This window comes from Bradyrhizobium sp. Kon69, from assembly GCF_055807515.1.
The window spans coordinates 1-414 of record NZ_JBVVOS010000130.1; the positions used below are offsets into that span (position 1 = coordinate 1).

Sequence of the window (414 nt, forward strand, 5' to 3'; positions counted from 1 at the left end):
GCGATTTCGTATCCGAGTGCGATCGCAGCCATTGTTTCGGAAACAGAAGCGTTAACGGCCTGAGCCACCGCCAAGGCAGCGGGAATAACACCTGCACCAGGGTGCCCTCCCGATCCGCGGTGACCATCATCGATGTCGAGCGCGCTGGCCGCAGCGCTATTCGCCATCGCGGCGCCCGCAATACTCGACTGTTTGTCGGTCAACCAGATGGTGATGGGACCCTCGCCGTAAGCTTTTAGGGCTGACGTTCTGGCTGCATCAGCCAACGGCGATTGCAGGCCCGCAGCGGTCGCACCGATGAGATCTAGCACAAGCAGCGAGATAGTCTGCCGTGCAGCCACCGGTAATGCACTTGCGGGGAAGTTGCTAACGAAGTTGCCAAGTTCAATTAAGGCTCGCACCAGGGCGCTCCAA

General features: G+C 59.7%; 1 protein-coding gene. It reads right to left on the reverse strand.

Annotated features, from left to right (window positions below):
* Positions 1–401: MmgE/PrpD family protein (locus tag AC0L3U_RS38535; protein WP_473285310.1), on the reverse strand; the 401-nt coding region annotated here is incomplete at its 3' end.
* Between the last annotated feature and the right edge of the window lie 13 nt (positions 402–414).